Source organism: Dysgonomonas termitidis (genome assembly GCF_054657735.1).
The window spans coordinates 334487-359129 of record NZ_BAAHYD010000003.1; the positions used below are offsets into that span (position 1 = coordinate 334487).

At 43.6% G+C, this 24643-nt stretch carries 17 protein-coding genes; 8 read left to right on the forward strand and 9 right to left on the reverse strand.

Annotation, left to right across the window (positions count from 1 at the left end; genetic code table 11):
* Positions 1-3: 3 nt before the first annotated feature.
* The 3 genes from ACYQ3L_RS22635 (at position 4) to ACYQ3L_RS22645 (ending at position 5541) form a co-directional block, all read left to right on the forward strand.
* A complete protein-coding gene (locus ACYQ3L_RS22635) occupies positions 4-2475 on the forward strand; it encodes a bifunctional UDP-N-acetylmuramoyl-tripeptide:D-alanyl-D-alanine ligase/alanine racemase (RefSeq protein ID WP_379998485.1) in 2472 nt (823 codons plus the stop codon).
* 286 nt (positions 2476-2761) lie between these two features.
* A complete protein-coding gene (locus tag ACYQ3L_RS22640; RefSeq protein WP_379998486.1) occupies positions 2762-3220 on the forward strand; it encodes a hypothetical protein in 459 nt (152 codons plus the stop codon).
* 107 nt (positions 3221-3327) lie between these two features.
* A complete protein-coding gene (locus ACYQ3L_RS22645) occupies positions 3328-5541 on the forward strand; it encodes a TonB-dependent receptor (RefSeq protein ID WP_379998488.1) in 2214 nt (737 codons plus the stop codon).
* Positions 5542-5592: 51 nt separating this feature from the next.
* Here ACYQ3L_RS22645 and ACYQ3L_RS22650 read toward each other — a convergent pair whose 3' ends face one another.
* The 6 genes from ACYQ3L_RS22650 to ACYQ3L_RS22675 form a co-directional block, all read right to left on the reverse strand.
* Entirely contained in the window at positions 5593-6285 is a 693-nt protein-coding gene (locus ACYQ3L_RS22650) for a DNA alkylation repair protein (protein ID WP_379998490.1), read from the reverse strand.
* 1 nt (position 6286) lies between these two features.
* Positions 6287-6586 (reverse strand): Dabb family protein, encoded by a 300-nt coding sequence (locus tag ACYQ3L_RS22655; RefSeq protein WP_291111883.1) that lies wholly within the window; start codon positions 6584-6586, stop codon positions 6287-6289.
* A gap of 23 nt (positions 6587-6609) precedes the next feature.
* Complete coding sequence (locus ACYQ3L_RS22660; RefSeq protein WP_379998492.1) at positions 6610-7062, reverse strand: hypothetical protein; 453 nt, start codon at positions 7060-7062, stop codon at positions 6610-6612.
* Positions 7063-7139: 77 nt separating this feature from the next.
* Positions 7140-8426: an Nramp family divalent metal transporter gene (locus tag ACYQ3L_RS22665; protein ID WP_291111889.1), complete on the reverse strand. Its 1287-nt coding sequence runs from the start codon at positions 8424-8426 to the stop codon at positions 7140-7142.
* 546 nt (positions 8427-8972) lie between these two features.
* Complete coding sequence (locus ACYQ3L_RS22670; protein ID WP_379998495.1) at positions 8973-10361, reverse strand: MFS transporter; 1389 nt, start codon at positions 10359-10361, stop codon at positions 8973-8975.
* Positions 10358-11068, reverse strand: a complete 711-nt coding sequence (locus tag ACYQ3L_RS22675; protein WP_379998497.1) for a type 1 glutamine amidotransferase — start codon at positions 11066-11068, stop codon at positions 10358-10360. The genes ACYQ3L_RS22670 and ACYQ3L_RS22675 overlap by 4 nt, the downstream gene beginning before the upstream one ends.
* Positions 11069-11303: 235 nt before the next feature.
* Here ACYQ3L_RS22675 and zupT point away from each other — a divergent pair, with 235 nt between their 5' ends.
* Positions 11304-12098: a zinc transporter ZupT gene (gene zupT, locus ACYQ3L_RS22680; protein WP_379998499.1), complete on the forward strand. Its 795-nt coding sequence runs from the start codon at positions 11304-11306 to the stop codon at positions 12096-12098.
* A 17-nt stretch (positions 12099-12115) separates the two neighbouring features.
* On the opposite strand, the gene ACYQ3L_RS22685 is transcribed toward zupT, so the two are convergent.
* On the reverse strand, positions 12116-12940 hold the full coding sequence (locus tag ACYQ3L_RS22685; protein ID WP_459952367.1) for an IS982 family transposase: 825 nt from the start codon (positions 12938-12940) through the stop codon (positions 12116-12118).
* Between the two features lie 242 nt (positions 12941-13182).
* On the opposite strand from ACYQ3L_RS22685, the gene ACYQ3L_RS22690 reads away from it, so the two are divergent.
* From ACYQ3L_RS22690 to ACYQ3L_RS22705, 4 genes are all read left to right on the forward strand, one after another.
* The gene (locus tag ACYQ3L_RS22690) at positions 13183-18747 is read left to right on the forward strand and encodes an alpha-2-macroglobulin family protein (RefSeq protein WP_379999650.1); all 5565 of its coding nucleotides are present in this window, start codon (positions 13183-13185) and stop codon (positions 18745-18747) included.
* A 140-nt stretch (positions 18748-18887) separates the two neighbouring features.
* Entirely contained in the window at positions 18888-19742 is an 855-nt protein-coding gene (locus ACYQ3L_RS22695; RefSeq protein WP_379999648.1) for a hypothetical protein, read from the forward strand.
* Between the two features lie 10 nt (positions 19743-19752).
* Positions 19753-20622: a hypothetical protein gene (locus ACYQ3L_RS22700; protein ID WP_379999646.1), complete on the forward strand. Its 870-nt coding sequence runs from the start codon at positions 19753-19755 to the stop codon at positions 20620-20622.
* A 12-nt stretch (positions 20623-20634) separates the two neighbouring features.
* On the forward strand, positions 20635-22020 hold the full coding sequence (locus ACYQ3L_RS22705) for a hypothetical protein (protein WP_379999644.1): 1386 nt from the start codon (positions 20635-20637) through the stop codon (positions 22018-22020).
* Positions 22021-22024: 4 nt separating this feature from the next.
* On the opposite strand, the gene ACYQ3L_RS22710 is transcribed toward ACYQ3L_RS22705, so the two are convergent.
* Both ACYQ3L_RS22710 and ACYQ3L_RS22715 read right to left on the reverse strand, forming a co-directional pair.
* Entirely contained in the window at positions 22025-23221 is a 1197-nt protein-coding gene (locus ACYQ3L_RS22710) for an MFS transporter (protein WP_379999642.1), read from the reverse strand.
* A 512-nt stretch (positions 23222-23733) separates the two neighbouring features.
* Positions 23734-24609, reverse strand: a complete 876-nt coding sequence (locus tag ACYQ3L_RS22715) for a carbon-nitrogen hydrolase (protein WP_379999641.1) — start codon at positions 24607-24609, stop codon at positions 23734-23736.
* Positions 24610-24643 lie beyond the last annotated feature (34 nt).

Below are 24643 nucleotides of genomic sequence, written 5' to 3' on the forward strand. Positions count from 1 at the left end.
GAAATGAAATATTCCATTCATAAAATAGCCAAAATACTTGACGCTATTGCTTCCGACCTGAATGATGCGGATATAAGCATATTACTGACTGATAGCAGACAGGTGTTTTATCCGGCTGAAACATTATTCTTTGCCTTATCCACAAAGAATAACGACGGGCACAAATACATCAATGAACTGTACGAGCTGGGTGTCCGTAATTTTGTTGTTTCGCAGATACTTCCCGATTGGGAGAATTATCAGGATGCGAACTTCCTTGTGGTAACGAATACCTTGGCTGCGTTGCAGCGTATTGCGGCATATCATCGCAGTCAGTTTGAAATACCTGTTATCGGTATTACCGGCAGCAATGGAAAGACCGTGGTGAAAGAATGGCTATATCAGATACTTCATCAGGACTTTAATATAACCCATTCACCCCGCAGTTACAATTCTCAGATAGGCGTGCCTCTGTCGGTATGGCAAATGAACGGTCACACACAACTCGGTATTTTCGAAGCAGGGATTTCCCAGCCGGAAGAAATGTCGAAACTCGAAGCTATTATCCGTCCCACTATAGGCATTCTCACCAATATCGGGCAGGCTCATCAGGAAGGTTTTAAATCCATGAAGCAGAAATGTCTGGAGAAACTGGAACTGTTTATCAACTGCGATGTTATCATTTGCGAAGAGGAAAATGAACTGATAGATGAATGTATGGAAATTGCATGTCTCTCGCATAAACGGTTGACATGGTCACGCAGGGGGTCGAACAAAAGTCCCTTGTACATAATGAAAATAGAGAAGCAGGAAAAAACGACTACGATCCATTATTCTGTTTTGGGTATGGCCTCCAGGCTGACGATTCCTTTCTCTGACGATGCTTCTGTCGAAGATGCCATCCACGTTTTGGCCACAGCTTTCTATCTTCATGTATCACTTCCGGATATAAATGAGCGTATGGCTACCCTCGAGCCCGTGGCGATGCGGCTCGATGTACGTCAGGGGAAGAATAATTCTACCCTGATTAATGATTCGTACAATTCGGATATCAATTCCCTGAATATAGCACTGGACTTTCTTGTACAACGTGCTACCGCCAGTGAGCAGAAAAAGGTGCTTATCATATCCGACATTCCACAATCAGGGCTTATTCTGCGAGAACTGTACTATCTGGCTGCCAATCTGGTTTTGAATAAGAAAATAGACCTGCTGATAGGTATAGGACAGGAGATATCAGCTCATAAGGAAATGTTTAAAGACACCGAGAGTCTGTTCTTTAATACTACCGAAGACTTTATACACTCCGACATCTGGCACGATTTCCATGATATGTTTATCCTGCTGAAAGGGGCGAGAAGTTTCTCTTTCGAGAGTATAAATAAACTGCTGGAGGTAAAGACCCATGAAACCGTACTGGATATAGATTTGGACGCTATTGTCCACAACTTTAAGTTTTACCGGTCTAAGCTGAATCCGAAAACAAAGATGATCTGTATGGTTAAGGCCGATGGATATGGCACAGGCTCGTCCGAGGTTGCTAAAACGCTCCAGTACCATAAATGTGATTATCTTGCTGTGGCTGTTGCCGAAGAAGGCGTAATTCTGCGTAAACAAGGGATAAAAGTTCCTATTATAGTTCTCAATTCGGAAGTCGGAGGCTTTGAGGAGCTTGCTACATACTCTTTAGAGCCTGAGGTCTATAATTTCAGAATACTGGATGCTTTTATTAAGGAGGCTAAATTGCAGGGTATTACTAATTACCCGATACATATAAAGATAGATACGGGTATGCACCGCCTTGGATTTACAGAAGAGGACTTACCCGAATTAATGGATCGCGTCAAAGGGCAGACCGGAGTACGCATACAATCCGTATTCTCCCATCTGGCTGCCAGCGAAAGCTGGAACTTTGATGATTTCACCCTCCAACAGATCAAGACATTTAAGAAGATAGCCGGAGAAATTGAAGAGAGCTGTCATTATCCGGTGATGAAGCATATTCTCAATTCGGCAGGAATAGAACGTTTCCCGGAAGAACAATTGGATATGGTACGCCTGGGGATAAGCCTCTATGGTGTCAGTGCCAGTGGCTTGAACGGGCTTCGCAATGTATGTACGCTGAAAACCACTATTTTGCAGATAAAGCACATCAAGGCCGGAGAAACCGTTGGTTACGGGCGTAAGGGGCATTTCGACCACGATGCTACAATAGCCACTATCCGGATCGGTTATGCCGATGGTATCAGCCGTCAGTTTGGGAACGGTGTAGGGGTTGTCCTCGTTAACGGACATCAGGTCTCTATTGTAGGTAACATATGTATGGACCTGACAATGATAGATGTTACAGGTATAGAAGTCAAAGAAGGGGATATTGTTACTATCTTCGGAGAAAATCTTCCGGTAACCGATTTGGCAAAAAAAATAAATACGATCCCTTACGAAATATTTACATCGATATCCAACAGGGTTAAGCATATATATTATAAAGAATAATAGGCGATATGATCCCCGGTGGGGAAATTCATCTATTACTTTTACCCTTCCTATGACCTCTTGAGGGAGCTGGATGGTGAAAAACTGACAACTTTTGTATATTTTTTATTTTCCAGTCTTTAAATATTATTATAATCTTTCAAAGAACTATAAGCTAACAGCTAAAGACTATCGGCTTCTATTATATAGATAAACATATTTGGAAAAAATGCATCATGAGTGCGTTTCTGCTAAAACTTCTTAAAAACGTATCTGTTATATAAAAATAATTACCTTTGTGGTTGAAATGAGAAAGTTTGGTCAGACACTTATATTATTAATTGCCGCCGCAACTGTATTTTTCACAGGCGCAGGAGTGACAATTATGAACTACTGCTGTACTACTTGTAGTGGGCAGACTCTTTTTATGACCGAACAACATATATGCTGTGCACAGGCTAGTCAAACTGAAGAAGTTTCAGGCTGCTGTTCCGTTAAAGACACCGCACATCACGATACGTGTGAAACTTCGTTTAAAAGTGAGATACACTGTTCGGCATCCCGCTTGTCGATAGATATAGATGCCTCATCATTCCGTCCTCACGTGGCAACCCCTTTTGTATGGATATCGGATGCTTCATTAGCTGTCACCTCGAATATTTTGCCCGAGAAGGTAGAATATACAGATGAATATGCTCAGTTTGAATCACCTCCCGAAATTCCTCCAAGGGATTACCTGTCCCTTATCAGTGTACTTATCATTTGATTTTTCTACGTTAGTTATGTTATACAGGATATTCAGATAATCCTGTAGCTAATACTTTGTACTTACGACTAAGTGCTTATTAACTCATTACTAATAAAGAGAATCAGATGAAAACGATAAAACTATTTATAATATTACTACTTCTTCCCACTCTGGCTTTCAGTAAAGACATACTGAAAGGATATGTTTATGACGCTCAGAAACAGCCCCTGATAGGCGCCAGCGTACATTGGGAAAATTCCAAAACAGGTGTGATCACAGATGAAAAAGGCTACTTTGAAATAAGCGGTACGCCCCATAAAGATCATATGCTCGAAGTGAACTATATCGGCTTTAAAAATAAGGTCGTTCATATTCATGATTTTGTGGATATGCAGGATATAACACTGGATGAAGATAATGAACTGGGTGAGGTCATTGTAGAAAAGACCCCTCCGGGAACTATTAAATCCCGCACCAGCCTCTTGAATACCGAAAAGATAACAACCAAGGAACTGCATCGTGCCGCATGTTGTAATCTTTCCGAAAGCTTTGAGACCAACCCCTCGGTAGACGTATCGTTCAGTGATGCTGTGACAGGGGCAAAGCAAATCCAGCTTTTAGGCTTGGCGGGAACATATGTACAGACCCTTACCGAGAACTATCCGAACTTTCGCGGGCCGGCTTCTATTTATGGTTTGGATTATATTCCGGGCCCGTGGATGGAAAGCATACAGATATCCAAAGGAGCAGCATCTGTGAAAAACGGCTATGAATCTATTACCGGACAAATGAATGTGGAATACAAGAAGCCTAATAGCGCCGATCCTCTCAGTCTGAATCTGTTCGCGAGTGACGCAGGCCGGTATGAAGGAAATGCGGATGCAGCCTTTATATTGAATGATAAACTGAATACAGGTGTATTCCTTCATTATTCGAATGAGTCGGCTTCACATGATGATAATGACGATAGCTTTCTGGACGCGCCGAAGAAGCATCAGTTCAATCTGATGAACCGTTGGCATTATATGTCGGGACGCTATGCTTCTCAATTTGGCGTACGCTTTGTGCAGGATTACCGTACCAGCGGACAGACAGTGCATACCCTGACTCCTTCGTCCCTGAATAAGGATAATCCTTATGAGATAACCGTGAATGCAAACCGCGGAGAGTTTTATACAAAGAACTCCTATATACTCGATGAAGAAAGGAATGGCAATGTAGCACTGATATTCACAGGATCGTACCACGACCAGAAGTCACAGTATGCAGCCAATAAGTATAATGTGTACGGTAACAACCTGTATGCCTCATTGATGTATGAAACCGGGTTTGGAAAGGAGCATCAGTTAAGCGCAGGTCTCAGTATGAACTGGGATAAATACAGCCAGTCCATATATCTGGCGCAGCCTGTTACCAATCAGCCGGATCAGGAAACTACAACAGGCGGTTATCTCCAGTATACTTTCAACAAGGATGATAAGTTTATCGCGCTGGCAGGTCTGCGTACCGATTACAGTTCCCTGCATGACAAAATGTTTGTAACCCCGCGCCTGCATCTGAAATATATGCCTGTACAATGGCTGAACATGAGAGCTTCGGCAGGCAAAGGCTACCGGACTGTATTTGTTATGCCGGAGAACAGTTTCTATCTGGCCAGTAGCAGGAAGATAGAGATAGCCGATAATCTGAAGCAGGAATCGGCATGGAATTACGGTACAAGCATATCTTTCCATATCCCGGTCAAAGGCGAAGAGCTTACTATTTCCGGAGAATGGTACCGTACCGACTTCGATAATCAGGTAGTAACAGACGTGGACAGCAACCCTCATGCAGTACAATTCTATAACCTACAGGGCAAATCATACGCCAATAGTTTTCAGGTAGAGGCATCCTATCCCTTATTCAAAGGCTTCAATATACTCGGAGCTTACCGTTGGACAAACGCGAAGACGAATTATGGCGGCAAGCTGATGAAGAAGCCCCTTGTCAGTGATTACAAAGCATTGGCTACTGCTTCATATGAAACTCCTTTAAGGAAATGGGTATTCGACCTCACTGCCCAATTTAACGGTGGCGGACGTATGCCTACTCCTGATGCAGTAAATCCGCTGTGGGATACCAGATTCGATTCGTTTACTATCCTGAATGCCCAGGTTACCAAGAACTTCCGAAACTGGAGCGTATATGTAGGTGCGGAAAATATAACTGATTTCAGGCAGAAGAATCCTGTCATATCTTCCGAAAATCCATTCGGAGACGATTTTGATGCTACAATGGTCTGGGGCCCTACAATGGGACGTAAGTTCTATGCCGGCCTGAGATATACTATAGGGAAGTAAACGAGCCCCCTCCCGGCCTCCCCCTTGGGGAGGTGTCTGGTATAGAGTCTCTCATGAAGCCCCTCCTTCGGAGGGGTTGGGGAGGCTATAATACTCAAATTCGAAAGCCAGACTATTATATGCTTCTTGCTTTATCAAGTTGCTATCGTCTTTATATATAGATAGCTTGTCCAGTATTGTACCGGCTTCCGTTTTCGATTGCCTTCCTGTATGTTTCAATGCCAACGACGCAGCATTGCGAAGAAACATATTATCTGAAATAACATCATTCCATATAAAGGTATAATCATTTGCAGACTGTTTGCCGGTTTTCTTTATTAGAAACAGGCGGGCCAGTAGCCAATAACCTGTTGTGCGGATACTCTCGTCTTTGCTGTTACCCCATTCCAAAGCCAGTTTGCCGGCAAAAGGAAGGATTTGTAACAGATTAAGGGAAAGTTGCTCCCTTATCTCCTGATTCGGAATCTCAGTAACCCATTTATTGGCAACGACCTCTGTAAAGTTATCAGCAGGATAGAGGAGAGTCGCCAGTATTTTTAGTTCACGGGTATCTTCTTTCCAGAGTATTTCAGCTAGCTCTGCATCCGGTTTGTAACGGCCCGATAACTCTTTTATCTGCTGGATATTCAGCCCGAAATTCACTTTGTAAGATATGCCCCGCTGCCGCATACTGGTAGATGCGATACCGTTCATGGCTTTGCGGCAACGCTGACGGATATCCCTTATTATTTCTTCTTGTTGCATTTTATCCCTCGTAATCTACCGCTTTTCTGTCCATAACCGCTTCCCTGATAAACGGAAGGACTGCCTGATGCAGGGGATGATTCTGATAGATATCCAGTGCTTCTTTGCTTGATAACTCGGAATAGAGTACTACATCGAAATTCCCTCCTCCCAGAAAATCGATACCGACTTCTATTTTTAATAAGCCGTCGATCTTTCCGCTCAGGGCTTCCAGTTTTTCTTTTACCAGTCCGGCATTAGTTGCCTTGTCGTTTCCGTGGGCCTCGTCTTTGAGCTTCCACATTACAATATGTTTGATCATTATAGTTGAATTTTGTTTTATTGTTACTTAATATAGTCTTCCGGCATCAGTTTTACTTCCGCGAAAAGCTTTCCGTCCATTGTGTAATATGCATATATCAATGTCATTTTATCATCTTTGAACATATCCAGATCTTTTCCTTTAGTGCTTTGCAAAGCAAGGGTGAGAGCCGGCTTTGTGCTTCTTACAAATTCTTCGGCCGTAACAGCTGGAGTCTGGGTAAATGTATAGTGATACTTGAACTCGTTTTTAGATACCGCTTCCGCTTTGTCCATCCTGATACCTCCGGGTAGCGGCATCGGCATGCTCTTATTCGTTTCTTCGGCCAGCTTTACAAATTTAGATTTTGGTGCTTCTGCTTTATTTTCTGTTTTTGCCGTTTCGGCCGGGGCTTCTGTCTTTGCCTTCGGTCCGCAACTTGTCGATACTCCTGTTATCAGAGTAGAGCAAAGGATAAATAATATAATCTTTTTCATATACTTCTATTTTATAAAATGGGATAGGATTACGGCCTTAAAGATAGGTATTTGGTAATAAAGTAACAATCTTATCCTTATAATTTGATATCTGTAAAAAAACTTGCAAGTAAAAGTATGTTCAGGAATGTCACAATAGATGCTATACCGTACAGCCATATCTTAGTCCGCAACGAATTCGCGTATTTACCCATTACCTTTTTCGATGACGTGAGCCGGACTTGCAAAAAGACTGTTACAGGAAGCTGCATACTTAGTATTGCCTGCGATATAATCAGTCCTTTGAACGGGTCGCCTATCATAAATATTATAAGTAAAGCCGTACCTAAGGAAATAAGTATTCCCATACGGGAATGTATGTCCTTTATATTGTATGGTTCGTTGTACATCCCTGCAAAGATAGAACCGGCGGCGATACCCGATGTCATGGATGACGATATGCCGGCCAGCAACAGCGCGACAGCAAATATAACAACGGCATTACTGCCCAATAGCGGTTGCAGAAGGGAATGGGCCTGCTGCAAATCATCGACAACTATTCCCTGTTTGAAAAACGTAGATGCAGCCAGTAATATCATGGCGCTGTTTATCGCCCAGCCGATAAGCATCGAAAAAAACGTATCGAAAAACTCGTATTTCAGTTGTTTCTCCATCACTTTTTCGTCTTGCAGGTTCCATTGGCGGCTTTGTATAACTTCCGAGTGCAGGAACAGGTTGTGTGGCATCACTACGGCTCCGAGTACACTCATGATTATCAGCATACTCCCTTCCGGTACAGACGGCACGACCCATGCTTTTGCCGCTTCTCCCCATTCAATATCCACAAGGAACAGTTCGTATATAAAGGAAAGTCCAATCATGGAAACAAAGAAAATGATATAGCGTTCTATCTTCTTATAGGAATTGGAGAACATCATTATAAATACAAAGACCGCGACAAATACTGCCCCTATTTTAACGGGTACATCAAACAGCATATTCAAGGCTATTGCCCCTCCCAGAATTTCGGCCAGTGATGTGGAAATGGATGCACCGATCGCAGACCAGAGTACAATGCGTGAACCGGTCTTCGGCAAATATTTATTTGCGGCTTCCGATAGGCACAATCCTGTAACAATCCCCAGATGGGCGACATTATGCTGTAAAATAATCAGCATTATGGTGGATAGTGTAACCACCCACAATAGAGCGTAGCCAAACTCTGACCCCGCCGCAAAATTTGAGGCCCAGTTACCGGGATCAATAAAGCCAACGGTAACCAGAAGTCCTGGTCCGATATATTTCAATACCTCAAGAAGTCCCGATTTCTGTTTGGGATTGATTGTATTATAATCTTTTTTTATCTTCTTAAATAGGTTTTTCATTTCCTTTCCCCACCTATTATTTTTTTATTCCTTTTATTCTGTGTTTAAAAATCCTTTGTAAATATGCAAAAGGTAACAGGGATATCAGTTAACAGTTAACAACTTGTATCCCGTATCTCATATAACTTTCAACTTATTACTTAATACTTACTACTCGTTAAAAGGTAACAAAGGTAACAGTTTTTTAGCCTTTGTGCTCTTTGTGATTCCCTTCGTGTACTTAGTGGTTAAAAACTCTTTACCACAAGGGGCACAAAGAGTTACACAAAGAACACTATAGAAAAAGTAACAAAGGTAACAGATATGTCAGTCAACAGTTAGCAGTCAACATCTTGTATCCCGTATCTTGTCTACTCGTATCTTGTTTACTTGTAACTTGTAACTGCCCGCAGGGCGCAGTAACTTGTAACTGTTAAAAGGTAACAAAGGTTACACCTTTTCATTCATTTGCTAATATGCTAATTTACTAATCATTTTTTCAAAGAACTATAAGCTAACAGCTAAATGCTATTGGCTATATATATAGATAAACTTTCCGGAATACCTTTACACATCTTTTTTCTTCCTGTCCCTTGCCGACGAGGCGTATACTCCGAATAAACATAATACCAGACAAATAACAAATGTTATCCGCATACTGCCGATAAATTGAGACGACAGGGCAGGGGACATCTTCACATTTCCTATCATTATCGAAATAGCCATAATAGCGATACCCATACTGAATGCCTGCCCCGTGAGGCGCATTGTTCCCATAGTGGCCGAGGCCAGCCCGTAATGTTTCTTCTCTACCGAACTCATAATGATATTGGTATTCGGTGAAGAAAAAATACCGAATCCCAGTCCTAATAATATAAGTATGCCTCCCAGATAATATAAGTTGGTAGTTTCGGTTATAAAACATAATCCGACCAATCCTACAGCTATAATTCCCATACCTAGTGTTGCCAGAAATGTCGCGGACATCTTGTCCGACAGACTTCCCGATTTAAGAGAAGCTACCACCTGTACCACCGATTGCACGATAAGTATCAGTCCGGCATCGCGGGGCGACAGGCCACGCACATATTGCAGATAGAGACTGAGCATAAAGGATATGGCAAAAGTTGCCGAATAGTTAATCAGTGCCGAGAGGGAAGATAAACGGAATACCCTGTTGCCGAGGAATACCCTGATATTGAATACGGGGAATTCCTGCTTTTTCTCATATACAGCAAAGCAAAGGATAACAACGATACCGATGCCGATAAAAATGAATCCGCTGACATGCGGAAGTTCCGAAAAACCATAGATCAAAGATGAAAGAGCCACGGCAAATAATATAGCCCCGACAGTGTCGAATGTACTTTTCCCGTCTTCCTTCCAGTCGTCTTTAATTATCAGTATGCCGCCGACAGCCACAATCAGACTGAGAGCCGCCGATACAAAGAATATGCTGTGCCAGTTGAAATACTGGGTAAGTATTCCCCCTATAAACGGACCGGCTGCGAGGGAGAAATATACGGCCGCGGCGACCATACCCAGTGCTTTTCCACGTTTTTCGGCGGGAACAGATGAGGTCAGTATGGCTGTGCTTGTGCCGAACATCATCGCGCTGCCCACTCCGGCCAGAAAGCGGTATATGATAAGGCTTGTACCCGTAGAGGCAAAGCCGCTTAAAACAGAAAATACAGTAAGCACAATGACGCCCCATATAAAAACCTTCCTGCGGCCTATCATATCGGCGATACGCGCGCAGGGTATCTGAAGTATGGCCGTAGACAGCATATAGGAAGTCGGTACCCATCCGGACATGACGGCATCAAGAGATAAATCGCTGTTTATATATGGTAAGGCCAGGTTCAGAGCCGAACCCATGAATGGAACCAGAGAGGCCGACAGGCAGATGATGAATATCAGCGCGCCTGTGTCTGTATTACGTGTTTTCTGTGTCATATATTTTCAATAAACTTGTCCATCGCGGATTTTATCATCCGGTTGCATTCCTCTATATAATGAGTATTATTTCGTATATAATTTTCTGTCTGAATGTATTTTCCGTCTGTTAGTTCGTCTAATCCGTTGTCCAGCATTTCCGCATAACTTTTTTCTGTCACTTCGAAATGAAATTGCAAAGCCAGAACATTGTCCTTGTACAAAAATGCCTGATTCTTACACGCTTCACTCGAGGCCAGCAACTTTGCGTTAACAGGAAGGTCGAAGGTATCTCCATGCCATTGGAAAACGATTGGTGATTTATCCTTAGAAGCGAATAAGGCTTGCGCCCGGGTATCGGTGAGAGTAACAGGCAGCCAGCCTATTTCTTTTTCCTTGTTCGGATATACTTTCGCCCCTAATGCATTGGCTATGATTTGTGAACCCAGACAAATACCCACAACAGTCTTGTCTGCATTTATAGCCTCCTTCACAAATGCTTTTTCTTCTTTCAGCCACGGATATTTATCCTCTTCATATGTGCCCATAGGGCCTCCCATAATGATGAGAAGGTTGAATTCCGACAAATCGGGAAATTCGTAGTCTTCGTACATTTTGGTTGTGGAAAGGGTAAAATTGTTTTCATCTATCCATGTTTCAATATATCCGAGCCCTTCGAAAGGAACATGTTGTATAAAATGGACTCTGTAATTACTTTTATTTGCCATAGAGATAGTATATGTTATTTTATAAGAATGTATTTAAGCCGCGGGAGCAAAAGCAAAATTTATTTTGATTATTCCGGGTCACGAAAACGCTTAATGTAATTGAACTCATAAAATTATCAAATTGTTTATACTTAAAAGAAATTTAATCGGATATTCTTCATTTCATCCTGTAAATCTTTACCATACCTCACGGTAATCCATTATCTTTGCAATCTTAACGTTTCAGGAGAATATAATGACCGAACAGAATATACTACTTGCGTTTATACTTACAGCTATTGCGGGGCTATCGACTGGTATAGGCAGCCTTATAGCGCTGATTGCCAAACATACGAATACAAAATTCCTGTGTGCGTCTCTGGGCTTTTCGGCAGGTATAATGTTGTATGTCTCATTTATGGAGATGATGCCGCAAGGTAAGCTGGAACTGGTATCGGTCTATGGTGAAAAAACGGGAACGCTCTATCTGATACTTGCTTTCTTTGCCGGTATTGCCCTCATAAATATGATAGACTTTGCAATTCCCAAGTCGTTAAATCCGCATGAGATTCAAGGTGTGGAAGATATGGATAAAAAACGTTCTCTGAAACGTACAGGCATTGTTGTCGCCCTTTCCATTGCCATACATAACTTCCCTGAAGGTATCGCGACTTTTACATCTGCTCTTGGCTCCCTCGATGTTGCCATACCCATAACTATCGCTATTGCCATACATAATATTCCCGAAGGAATAGCTGTCGCCGTACCTATCTATCACGCTACGGGCAGCCGCAAAAAAGCATTCTGGCTATCGTTCGCTTCCGGGCTGGCCGAACCTTTCGGCGCGTTGATCGCATATTTCTTCCTGATGCAGTTCTGGACACCCGCTATGAATGGGATTATCCTGGCTGCCGTGTCGGGAATTATGGTATTTATCTCCCTCGACGAATTGCTGCCTAGTGCCGAGAAGTACGGAAAACACCATATTTCTATTATGGGATTGGTAGCAGGTATGCTGGTAATGGCTTTTAGCCTGTATTTGTTTGTGTAGTTAATTTAAGTTGCTATTTATAGATTGTAAATTTTATCAAAAGTATATCCCCAAATGAAAGCAATAAGTTTAATCAAGAACCCCTTTTGAGTGACGGCATGAATTTTCTTAGGCAAATACTTGGTAATATCACTAAAAGCTGTTTCAATCCGCTTTCTGTGAATAGATATCAGATATTCCATACACGGATTATGCGGCTTTGTGGAATTACTTTTCCTGGCAGCTTTCAGATAAATATTATTATCGGCCAGCATGTCTTCAAGCAAATAATCAGTGTAAGCGGAATCAGCCAGAAGTTGACTTCCATCAGGCAGGTTGACCGGCAATTGTTTTATACCGTCAATATCATGGATTCCGCCTGCTGTAAAGGTAAATTCTACGGGAATACCATCCGAAGTAACTATCATATGAACTTTAAAACCATAAAAATAAACACGTTTGGAAGCACATTTACCTCGGTATTGTTCCCCTTTGACAATCCTGGATCTACTTATGCGTATATTATGGCAGACCTCTACAGGAAAGCTATCGATGCTATAAGTTGTCTCAAGGCTCATACCCTTTATTGCCTGGCCTGTATAGAAAAAGAGTTGGCTAAGAAATTCTCCTATATTGTGCAACCTGCGGTTGAAGCGGCTTTTGCCAAGCATACGAGGCATCAATCCGGTAGAACGGACAAAACAGATGGATTTCTCTATATTGCCTGCAAAATACTGGGCGGCAATCAGAACTACCGTAATGATTTCCGCATCACTGGTCTTACGGCTCTCAGGCTCTTTGTGGTTCATCGATTTCAATATATCATCAAAAAATACGTATATTGCAATGGTTTTTGTAACCATGGTCAGTCCTTTTTTGTGTGTTAGCACCGCAAAGTTAAGGGATTGACCTTTTTTATTGGATAATTCTATAAATAGCAACTTGAATTAGTTAATAAATTACATGAAGCCATATGGCCATTTCGTCACCGGAAAAGGCAACTTCCTACAATTACTCCTTTTAGCCTTCTGCTAATCGCAAATATTCTTTTATATTTGTGAATTAGTATATAATAAAATCGCATCGGACACAAATAAATATAACTATGAAAAAAAATCTTTTCCTCATCCCTGTTTTTCTTTTATCGTGTCTTTTTATAGTGAATTCATGTAAGAAGGGCGGTACCCGTGAAATTAATTCCGAGTTTGCAAAATACATTGCAGCATTCACCTACGGAAAAGTTTCATCTTCTTCCGAAATACAAATCGAGTTGACGCAGGATATTCCGACTGTGGAATTGAATAAGGAAATCGATCAGAAGCTGTTTGAATTTTCTCCGTCAATAAAAGGGAAAGCTTACTGGTCAAGTTCCCGCACCATAAAATTCGTCCCTGATGCCGGAGAACTGAAGCCGGGTCAGGAATACGAAGCCTGGTTCAAACTGGATAAGGTGCTGAAAGTAGAGAGCGAGTTTAAAGAATTTTATTTTCATTTCCATATTCCGGAACAGAATTACAGTGTCAGCCTGATGCCATACTCTCCTATCAAAGAGACCGACCTTAAATGGAACGCTGTGCAGGGAACCGTATTGCTGGCCGATGATGCGCAGCTTGATAATGTAACTAAAATGTTTTCACTATCGGGTGGAGATAAGGCCAAAGACGCGAAGATAAAGATTACTCCGACTGAAACAAAAGGGCGTTTCAGCCTTTTAGTAGATAGCCTATACCGGGACAATTCAGATATTGAATATACGCTTCATGTAAAAGGGGATGCCATAGGATTGAAGAAGAACGAAGATATAAAGATCGTCATTCCTAAGATATCACAGTTTGAAGTAATAGATGTGGGTATGGAATACGATCCGCAGGAGTGTATCCGTGTTACTTTTAGCGACCCGCTCTCACTTAGCCAGAATATACAAGGTTTGGTGAAGCCCGGGGCCATCGAAAGTTTTTCATTCGACATAGACAGGAATGTGTTGAGGTTATATCTGGATAAAACAACCCGGGGATCGAGTGTCGAGCTCAAGATATTCAGGGAAATAAAGAGTGTGGCGAATATGCGCCTCAAGGACGATTATACTTACAGTGTCAATTTCCGGAAAAATAGTCCGGAGATAAAAATGGTGGGTTCGGGAAATATTCTCCCTAATTCCGATAACCTTATAATTCCGTTTCAGGCAGTCAATCTGTGGGCAATAGACGTAAAAGTGATTAAGATATTCGAAAATAATATCTTGGGCTATCTGCAAGCCAACGATTTTGGCGAGAGTGATGAGTTGAAACGCTTCGGCCGTCTTATATTAAAGAAACGTATTCGTCTGGACGAAGATCCTACAATGAAACTCGAAGAGTGGAACAACTTCTCCCTCGATTTGGCTACAATGATTAAGCAAGATCCGGGAGCTGTCTATAAGGTGGAATTTTCGATGAAGAAGGAGTATTCATTATTCCCTTGTGGTGGCATAACTCCTCAGATACCCGAAGAGGCCAGTCTCGAACGATTCGATAATAAACTGACCGAAGAGGACGAAGCCCAATGGGACAGGCCGGGATATTACTATTCCGATGACTGGGATTGGGATAATTACAACTGGGCTGAAAGAGAGAACCCATGCGACCCTACATTCTATATGAATAAGACGTATAGTTGTGTGGTGCTGGCATCTAACATAGGGATAACAGCAAAACTGGGAGCCGATAAGAAAATGTTTGTCGCGCTGACCGATATTCTTACCACTAAACCCATATCGGGCGGAGTAGTAGATATCTATAATTATCAGATGCAGCGGATAGGTAGCGGAAAAACTGATGGAGACGGATTCGCCGATATAGACTATAAAGGTGGCGTGCCATTTGTCGTAATTGCTTCTCGCGAGAAGGAAAAAGGCTACTTGAAAGTAACTTCAAATCTTTCCCTTTCATTGAGTAACTTCGATGTAAGCGGTAAAGAAATAAAGAAAGGATTGAAAGGTTATATCTATGGCGAACGTGGGGTGTGGCGTCCGGGCGATTCCATATTTGTAACGTTCATTCTGGAAGATAAGGCCAAGACCCTGCCGAAAGAACATCCGGTATCACTCGAACTTTATACCCCTCGCGGGCAAATGGCCCAACGATATACAGCTACTTCGGGCAAGGATGGCTTTTATCCGTTCCGTATGGCTACGGATGCCAATGCGATTACCGGTAACTGGCAGGCAAGAGTGAAAGTGGGAGGTGTTACATTCTATAAAACATTAAAGATAGAGACGGTGAAACCAAACCGCCTGAAAATCCGTCTCGATGTAGGCGATATGATTAATGCCGGTTCAGGCTCATTCTCCGGTTCATTATCTTCACAATGGCTGCATGGCGCTCCGGCTGTAAATCTGGCGGCTAAAGTGGAAATGACTTTGAGTTCGGCGCGCACACCTTTCAAGGGATATGAGCAATATGCGTTTAATAATCCGGCGTCAAACTTTACTTCGGATACATATACCATCTTCGATGGCAGGCTGGATGCTTCCGGCAATGCGACTATAAGGGCGAATCTTCCTCAGGCGGCAAGTGCACCGGGCATGTTGCGGGCCAATATTGTTTCGCGTGTTTTCGAATTGGGAGGCGATGCCAGCATCTATACACAGACTGCCGCTTATTCTCCGTTTTCAGCTTATATAGGAATTAAATCTCCGACCGATACTCAATACGGATGGCTGGAGACCGATAAGGACAATATGATAGATATTGTTACCCTTACACCTGAGGGCAAACCTCTCAACCGGTCTGACCTGGAGGTCAGGATATATAAACTCGACTGGTCCTGGTGGTGGAATTCCAACGATAATCTGTCTTCATATGTAAATAATACATCAACAAAAGTTATCCTCGACCAGACCATTTCTACTTCAGGCGGGGGAAAAGCGAAAGTGAAGTTCCGTGTCGATTATCCTGAATGGGGACGCTATCTGATTATGGTAACCGATGGACAGGGAGGGCATACATCAGGCCGTTTGTTATATGCCGACTGGCCGTCATGGCGTGGGCGTTCCGATAAGCAAGACCCTAGTGGACTGACAATGCTTTCATTCACAACGGATAAACAGTCATATAAGGTAGGGGAAACAGTTACTGTTATCCTTCCTAAGAGTTCTGACGGCCGGGCTTTACTAAGCCTGGAAGATGGTTCCCGCATCATTTCCCGTGAATGGGTAACCACTACGGCCAAAGAAGATACCAAGCACACATTCAAAGTAACTGAGGAGATGGCGCCTAATTTCTATATCTTCGCCAGCCTGTTCCAGCCTCATGCGCAGACGGATAATGACTTGCCTATCCGCATGTATGGCGTACTGAATATAAATGTAGAAAATAGCGAGACCAAATTGTCTCCTGTAATAACGATGCCTGACGAGTTACGTCCTGAAAAAGAATTTACTGTGTCCGTATCTGAAAAGAACGGTAAAAATATGACCTATACTCTTGCCATTGTAGATGAAGGATTACTCGATCTTACTTCGTTCCGCACGCCGGATGCATGGGATGAATTCTATTCCCGTCAGGCTCTGGGTGTCCGCACATGGGATATGTTCGATATGGTGGTAGGTGCCCAAACAGGAAAGTTGGGGCCACTATTGAGCATAGGAGGGGACGAAGCACTGAAACCGGGTAATAATACAATGAGCCGCTTCAAACCGGTAGTGAAATATCTGGGGCCTTATACGCTCGGAGGAGGTAAAAAGGATACGCACAAGATAACCTTACCTCCGTATTTTGGTTCGGTTCGCGTGATGGTTGTTGCCGGAAATGCAAAGGGGGCGTATGGCAACGCAGAGAAGGCAGTCCCTGTTCGCAATCCGTTGATGATACTATCTACCTTGCCGCGCGTGGCAGGGCCTGATGAAGAAATACTTCTTCCTGTCAATGTATTCGCAATGGATAAGAAGATAAAGAATGTAAGTCTGACAGCACAGTCTACAGGCCTGTTCCAGTTCACAGAGGGAACTTCCAAATCGGTAACATTTACCCAGACAGGCGACAAGATGGTTTATTTCAAAGTGAAAGTAGGGAAGAAGACCGGGTTTGAAAAGATAGTAGTCAAAGCTACAGGTAATGGAGAGTCGGCAACAGAAACAATTGACATAGAAGTGCGGAATCCGAATCCGCCGGTACTGTTATCTTCTCAGGCATTGGTTCCTGCTAATGAGACTGCTGAACTGGAGATCGCTTTCGAATCGTTGCGAAGCGAAGATTGGGCAAAGATGGAGGTATCGCGTATGCCGGGAGTGGATCTGAACAAGAACCTGTCTTACTTGCACGATTATCCTCACGGATGTTCCGAACAGGTGACATCCAAGGTATTCCCGCTGTTGTATGTACAGGCATTCCGTCCATTCTCCAATAAAGAAAAGGATGTGATAGACAACAATATAAGAGAAGGGATAAGGATGATAACCTCACGTCAGCTGATGGATGGAGGTATCGCGTACTGGCCGGGTAATACCGTGCCGAACGAATGGGTAACGACTTATGCGGGGCATTTTCTTGTCGAAGCCCAGCGGGCAGGGCGTGATGTGCCGGCATCGGTACTGGCAAAATGGAAGCAGTTCCAGAAAAAGGCTGCCCAGACATGGAACAGGGCAGATCTTTATACTTCTTATTACAGCAATTCGATGGCCGATCTGCAACAGGCATATCGCCTGTACACGCTTGCCCTTGCCGGAGAGCCTGAACTGGGAGCTATGAACCGTCTGAAAGAAATGAGTGGATTGTCGGCACAGGCACGCTGGCGATTGGCCGCGGCTTATGCACTTGCAGGTAAAAAGGACGCAGCGAATCAGTTGATAACTAATCTTAGCGATCAGGTCAGCCCTTATTCATTCAATAATAATACATACGGCAGTTCATCCCGTGATATGTCGATGATAATGGAAACATACCTGCTGCTGGGAAGAACCGAAAAAGCGCTGGCTCTGTCATTTAAGGTGTCGGAAGCCCTGAGCGGCGGATATATCACTACTCAAACGGCAGCTTACGGACTGATAGCGATGTCGAAGCTCGCCGAAAAAATGGGTAAAGGTGTTATCTCCTATGAATGGGAACTGAATGGGGTGAAACAAACAACGGGAAATTCCGGAGAGGTTTTTCAGGAAGTTGTTGTTAAGCCACAGGAGAAAGTACATGTCTCCATCAAAAATAAAGGACAGGGGCAGATTTTCGTCCGTTTGCTTGGACGTACTCAGCCGGTTGTAGATAATACTCCGGCTCAGAGTAACGGGACGAACCTGTATGTGAAGTATGTGGATGAGAACGGTAAGGAGATAGATGTCACTTCCCTGAAGCAGGGTACGGAGTTCTTTGCCAACGTAATCGTACAGAATATATCGGGACAATATCTGACTGATATGACCCTGAGCCAGATATTTCCTTCGGGATGGGAGATATTCAATACCCGTCTGTTCAACGAAGCGGATAGCAGGACGGCCGGTTCGTTCAATTATCAGGACATAAGGGACGACAGGGTATATACCTATTATAATATTGGTTCCGGTTATTCGTCTTCGTTCCGCATCAGGTTGCAGGCCGCGTATTGCGGAAGGTTCTACCTCCCTGCGATAAGTAACGAGCCTATGTATAATCCGTCGGAGCAAAGCCGTACCACGGGACGGTGGGTAGAAGTAAGACAATGATTAGCAGATTAGCAAATGGCGCGGAGCGACAAAACTGAAAGCTCCTGTCTTGCCTACTTGTAACTTGTAACTCGTAACTAAAAATAGGGTGTTTATCAAATAAATACCCTACTTTTGTATCTTATAATAACACAACATCAATGAAGAGAGCAGTCTGTACATTCGGCAGCTATTATTTGACCGAAGGTTTCCCCCGCTTCAGAAAGATGTGCGAAAGCATGGATATATTCGATGATATCCATACCGTTTGCGAAAAGGATCTGGACAAGGACTTCTATAAACTCTGGGGCAGGTATCTTATACCTTATTCCCGGGGATTCGGTTACTGGTGCTGGAAACCTTACTTCATCCTCAAAATTCTGGAAGGAATGCAGGATGGCGATGTGCTTCTCTATTCCGATATCGGTTGCTATTTCAACCCTAAAGGACGCGAACGGCTGCTGGAATACTATGAGATGGTGGAAAATACTCCCACAGGCATTCTCGGTGTTAAGAGTCAGGAAGTGAGCTATAATGGTATGCCCGAAACACTCTATTATGAATACGAGTGGACCAAAGGAGATGTCTTTGCCTACTATAATGTATATGAGGATAAAGCATATACTCATACTCCCCAGTTCGAATCCACAATCATTTTCTTTAAGAAAAGCCCTCTGGTGATGCAGTTTGTAAAAGACTGGTATCAGGCTTATCTGGACGATTATAGTCTGGCCACAGATTCTCCTTCACGTGTGCCGAACTTGCCCGGCTTTAAAGAGAACAGGCACGACCAAAGCATCTATTCCATCCTGGGAAAGAAATACGGCATAGTCGGGATTTCTACGAACGAGATCTTTCAGCGCGACTGGTCTCTGTTGGATACCTATCCCATACAGGCCCGCCGCGATAAATATTATACAAGCAAGTACCACTACAAGCACCGTTTCAGGTTGAGGAAGCTCTATCGAAGATTGTGGGCGGTGAAATATTGGTTCAAAGACTTATTCAACAATTAACACGACCTACATGAAGAGAGTTTTATGCACATTCGGCAATTACCCCATGTTCAAGGGAGCGGAACGATACCGGAAATCCGCTGAAAGCCTGAATGTTTTCGATGAAATATATACCTATAACGACAAAGATCTCGATGCCGGTTTCAGGAAGAAGTGGGGACGGTATCTGATCCCTTATTCCCGCGGATTCGGCTACTGGTGCTGGAAGCCCTATCTGGTACTGCAGACACTGGAAAGGATGAATGACGGTGATGTGCTCCTGTATGCCGATTTGGGTTGCTTTTATAATCCTGACGGACGCAAACGTATGCTGGAATACTACGATATAGTGGATAAGTCGGAAACGGGTATCCTTGGTGTCAGGGGGCAGGTGATACCCACCAACGATATGCCTGAGATGATACGCTGCGATTATGAATGGACGAAGGGAGATGTTCTTGACTATTTCGGTGTCAGGGATGACCGATATTACACGCATACGACCCAATTCGAGTCTGGTATCATATTTTTTAAGAAAAGCCCTCTGGTGATGCAGTTTGTAAAAGACTGGTATCAGGCTTATCTTGACGATTACAGCCTGGCTACCGACTCTCCTTCGCGGACTCCGAATCTGCCTGGCTTTAAGGAAAACCGGCACGACCAAAGCATATATTCCATTTTAGGAAAGAAATACCGGATAGCTGAATTTTCTACAAATGAGACATGCCCTTTCGATGAACATTACGACTGGAGCTTACTAAAAGATTATCCGATATGGGCAACCCGCAATCTCTATTATAAATCGACTTTCCACTACAAACATCGCTACAGGTACAGGCAACTTTATACCAACTGGTGGAAGGTAAAGTATTTCTTCAAAGACCTTTTAGGAAAATCATAAGCCGGAATCGCTATGGATATGAATAAGGCCGGAAAGGCTCGTCTGATCTTCTTTGGTATCGCATTTTTCCTGCTTACCTTTAGCTTTTACAGCAACCTTTTCAAGGTGGCAGTACCCGTTCATTATAAGGAATACGAGACTTTTGAAGAAGGTCTTGTGATAGGCCGGATGGTAAAGGCCGAGAAAGACGGGTTCTTCGCCTCATCAGGATTCATGGGTGTGAATTATATCAAACCCGATAGCGTAAAGGATGCACTGCGTGTTGATGACCTAGGCTTGCGAGATTCAATTGTATCCGGAAACCGGTTCGATCAGATTAGGTATTATCTTGGCGAGAAGGATGCTCCTGACGGCTACTGTGTCTATGTGAGCCATTCGGGTGGGCAGGCCTCTCTCTATTACCTGATACAGAAAATACTCCCTTTCAGCAATGATATTAACTATCAGATACTCCGTTTCCTGAATGCCATGCTGATGGCGATGGGTTTCCTCGTATTTACCGGCTGGGTGTTGCGCAACTTTGGGATTACTCCTGCCATTATCACTTTCCTGTTTACATTCCTTTCTCCTAAGATTGTTATGTTTGGCGGGAATGGGCTATGGTGGTCGCTGTGGAACTTTTATGTTCCCTTCCTCGCCCTGCTCTTGCTCCTGGAGAAAAGGTACTCGTCTCCGGGTACTGTGTCCGATAGACGCATCTTTGTTTCGCTTTTTTTAGCCGTTCTGGTCAAGTTCTTCTTTTCGGGGCTTGAGTTCAGTTCTACGGCAATGCTGTCTATCTTTATCCCTATAGTGTATTATTCCTATCTGGAAAGGCAGCGGTTCGCAGAGTTCTTCGTGTTCTCTTTCAAAGCCGGACTAGCCGCTTTAGGTGCAGTATTGGTACAGTTTCTTGTTCTGATCCTTCAATTATGGACTTATCTGGGCGGTCTGGGAGGGGCCCTTGGCTACCTGCAAACGGCCTTTGTCCGTCGTTCATCGTTTGTCCAGTTCTCCGATCTGGAGGGAACGGATAACGACCCTTCCTCACTTTCGTTTGTATGGAACAATGTCATCAAATACTATCTTGGCGAAAATAGTTCGGACTGGGGTTTTACTCCTGTTTTCATCCGCTTCCGTTTCGTCTATCTCATATTCATTATCATTGTCTGCACGGGTATTGTTTGGTTTCTTACCCGTAAATTACATGATCGTAAATACGTGGCTTTGATACTGGCGACACTCTTCTCGGTGGTATGCCCTTTATCATGGTACATTATTTTCAAAGAACACGCGTTTTGGCATATACAACTCGATGTGATCGTATGGTACATGCCTTTCCTTTTGCTCGGCTTTGCCGTAATAGGTACGGCAATATCTCTGCTGATGTCCGGGATAAAACGGACAGGAAAGCTGTAAGTGCTTACATCTTGTATTTAGTCCTGTTACACAGCAATATATGTATGGATAAACAAAGCAGGATAAGCAGGCTCCCGACACTCACAACGCCGTCCCATCCATAATACTGCCAAGCGATCCCGCCGAGGAATGTGCCTACCGAGCCTCCAATGAAATAGGATACCATATATACCGTATTCAACCTGTTGGAAGCCTCCGGATGAGTAGAGAAAACGATAGTCTGGTTAGTGACATGCATGCCTTGTAGTCCCATATCGAGGAAGATAATGCCTGCAATCAGCCCGATATAGGTATTTCCGGAGAAACCGAATATTCCCCACGATAGAAGCATCAGGAGGCAAGCTATAAAGATTATCTTATTCTTGTCTGCTTTTCCCGAAACAGAGCCGGTAACGGATGCTGCCAATGCGCCCGCGATCCCGACAAGTCCCAGCGAACCCGCGACATCACTACCCTGAAAGAAGGGCGCTTGCTCGAGCCTGAAAGTAAGTGTGGTCCAGAACATAGAAAAGGAGCCAAAGCCCAATGCGCCTCGCAAGGAAGCTAATCTAAGGCTTGGGATTTCTTTTGTATAGCGGAATATAGATCCCATTAATTGACTATATGTCCCTTTAAAGGTCGGTTGCATATCCGGCAACAGCCAAGCGATAAGAATGCCGAGTATGACCATCATTCCGGCTGCAACGTAAAACACTTCGCGCCAGCCGAGATACTCACCCAGCAAACCGCTGAAAACACGTGAGGCCAGTATGCCGATAAGCAGTCCGCTCATTACTATTCCCACATTTCTGCCTTTCTCTGCGGGTGCGGATAACTGGGCGGCTATGGGCACGAATATTTGAGGTACGACGGATGTCAGCCCGATAAAGAAACTGGCGGTAATCATTACTGTCAGTGACTTGCTAAGAGCGAAGATCAGTAATGAAATAATAATAAAGATAAAGTCTATCAGTACTATTTTTTTTCGCCTGAACATGTCTCCTAACGGAATTATGAGCAAAAGCCCTGCGGCATAGCCTATCTGGGTAAACATGGCAACCCTGCTGGCCGCGGCTTCGGACTCGCCGAGCTCTTTGGCTATCATGCCCAATAAGGGTTGGTTGTAATAGTTATTCGCTACAACCAGTCCGGCTCCGACTGCCATCAGCCAGAGCGTACCTTTTGTGAGGTACTGTTTATTTTCGTCGTCAGTTAAAATCATTTTTCAAAATTAGCCATTGGCAATCAGCTTAGATCGCCACAATATTTTTATTAAAAACCAATGTGTTAATAGTATAATGCGATAAAAGGTAACAGATATTTCAGCTATTAGCTGATAGCTTTTAGCCGTTAGCTTTGGCTGTTGCGCAAGTGACTTTCAGTTAGCAGTTAACAGTATTCTCACGCAGAGACGCAAAGACGCAAAAAGTAACAAAGGTAACAGAAATATCAGTTAACAGTAAACAGTTAGCAGTAAACAGTTAACAACTTGTATCTCGTATCTTGTTTACTTGTAACCCGTAACTGCCCAAAGGGCGAAGTAACTTGTAACTGCTTTAATCAATACTTCAAAGAACTATATAAGCTAACAGCTTATAGTTGTATAGATAAATTTATTCGGGATAATGTACATTTTATTCCCGGTTTCTGAACATATCCTATAACATAGAAACTACACTCTGTCAGTCGGTCACTGGCAAAGAGTAAATATTATAAAGTTTTGTACATTTCCAATTAATCTATAAACCGCTTTGTTATATCCGCGAAATAATCGATGCGCCTGTCACGGAAGAACGGCCACCAGCGCCTTACCTGTTCGGAGCGTTTCATATCTATTTCCACAATCCGGACTTCTTCCTTGTCGTTCGGGGCCTGCCATAGTATTTCTCCCTGAGGACCAGCCACAAAACTGTTTCCCCAGAATGTAATGCCATTCGTTTGTCCCGACGGATCGGGTTCGTAACCTGTACGGTTAACTGATACCACATGTAAGCCATTTGCTACGGCATGTCCCCGCTGGGAGATTACCCATGCTCCTAGCTGGCGGTCTTTTTCTTCCTGCAAGTCGGTCGATTCCCAACCTATGGCAGTAGGATAAATGAGCAGATCGGCTCCGGCCATTGCCATCAGGCGGGCAGCTTCGGGGTACCACTGGTCCCAGCAAACCAGTACGCCCAGTTTGCCGAGAGATGTCTCGATAGGTTTGAATCCGAGGTCTCCCGGAGTGAAATAGAATTTTTCATAATAGGCAGGATCATCGGGAATATGCATTTTGCGGTATTTTCCGGCAATAGTTCCGTCTTTTTCCATTACCACAGCTGTATTGTGGTACAAGCCCGGCGCACGCCGCTCAAAGAGGGAGAGTACAATAACGACTCCCAGCTCTTTGGCCAGTGCTCCAAACTCGTCAGTCGACGGGCCGGGGATTGTTTCGGCAAGGTCGAAGATGTTGGTGTCTTCTACCTGGCAGAAATACAGTGAATTATGTAACTCCTCTAAAACGATAAGTTGTGCGCCTTGTTTTGCGGCGTCTTTTACTTTATTCCTGAGCCCTTCAATATTCTTCCTGATGTCGGGTGTATTGGCCTGTTGTATTAATCCTATTTTCATTTTATTTGTGAGTTACAAATTATAAATCAGATGG